Genomic DNA, 1,476 nt, shown 5'->3' on the forward strand with positions numbered 1-1,476 from the left:
CTAACATTATTGCCAGGAATTCGTGAGTGTTTTCCTTATTTTTTGGGTTAAATCACAAAATGTGGTGATGAATCTTTTTTTCTTAAAGTACAAATACTGTCCATGTCTTGATGATAATGTAATAGTGTTATCACTCAATATTACTAAATTGAGGATGAAAAAATGACTAATCAGAAACCATTCCGAAGTAAAAGTTTTTATTTAAAGGATTTTTATTCCATTATTTCTGTACCCTAATTTTATGCATTGTACCTTATTACATCTTTTTTGTGTTTAATTCCATATAGTAACATATATTTAGTTTCTAAAATTGAAATTTTTTGTCGGAATGGAGGATTTTCATGGACGAGCAACAATCAAAATCGCTTCGAATTTTGTCATTATATGAACGTCTTTGCCAAGGAGATACGATTTCGAAAAAGGAAGAAGCGGTTCGTTTTGGTGTGAATGAAAAAACAATTCAGCGTGATATTGATGAATTGCGTACATACATCGCCAATAATTTTGAAGCATCAATGGTATTAGAATATGATCGGAAGAAAAATGGCTACGTATTAAGACGAAATGAAAACATTTGGTTAACGAATGAAGAAATACTCGTTTTAGCAAAAGTATTACTGGAAAGCAGGGCATTTCAAAAAGCAGAAATGGATCAGTTATTGGATAAACTCATTTTGCAATCACAGCCTGAAAATCGACGATTTATCCAAGAAGTGATTCGCAACGAGCGCTTTCATTATGTCCCGGTGCAACATAATCAATCGCTGATAAACATGATTTGGGATTTAAGTTATGCGGTACGAACGAAGCGAGTGACAATTATCGATTATCAAAAGGAAGGAAATGATTCTCCTGTTAAAAGAAAGCTCAAGCCTGTTGGAATCGTTTTCTCTGAATATTATTTTTATTTAGTAGCGTTTCTCATAGACTACGATTTTAGTTTTCCGACAATTTATCGAATGGATCGAATTGTCGATTACTGTATTACTGATGAGCGTTTTAAAGTTGACTATAAAAATCGATTTGAAGAAGGAGAATTTCGAAAGCGAGTCCAGTTTATGTATGCAGGTGAACTAATGAAAATTACGTTCCGTTTTTGGGGACCTTCCTTACAAGCTATTTTAGATCGATTACCGACTGCAAAGATTATTGCAAAAGATGAACAATCCGTCACAATTGAAGCAGAAGTTTACGGCCGTGGCATTAAAATGTGGCTTTTAAGCCAAGCGCAATATTTAGAAGTGTTAAAACCTGAAGAATTTCGGAATGAAATGAGAGAAACGATAGAAAAAATGTTGAAGAACTATAAATAAGAATAAATATACACATCGTTATTTAAAAGTAATTTTGTCGAAATTTATCGTTTTTTTGTAGATTTTATCCTAAAAAATTATAGTAACTGTACTTGAGCAAATTTACTAACATAAATTTACAAATAAACATAAAAAGAGACATGAACCGATTCCTTGGTTAGAA

Annotated in this window: 1 protein-coding gene; it reads left to right on the forward strand. The window is 32.1% G+C overall.

Annotation, left to right across the window (positions count from 1 at the left end; genetic code table 11):
- Positions 1–341: 341 nt before the first annotated feature.
- On the forward strand, positions 342–1,313 hold the full coding sequence (locus tag AC0KTX_RS16720; protein ID WP_340732789.1) for a helix-turn-helix transcriptional regulator: 972 nt from the start codon (positions 342–344) through the stop codon (positions 1,311–1,313).
- Positions 1,314–1,476 lie beyond the last annotated feature (163 nt).

Source organism: Aeribacillus sp. JST-2, assembly GCF_056032925.1.

Bases quoted from the DNA above. Each gene is read 5' to 3' on its own strand.
- AC0KTX_RS16720 (WP_340732789.1), top strand. From the start codon at position 342: ATGGACGAGCAACAATCAAAATCGCTTCGAATTTTGTCATTATATGAA.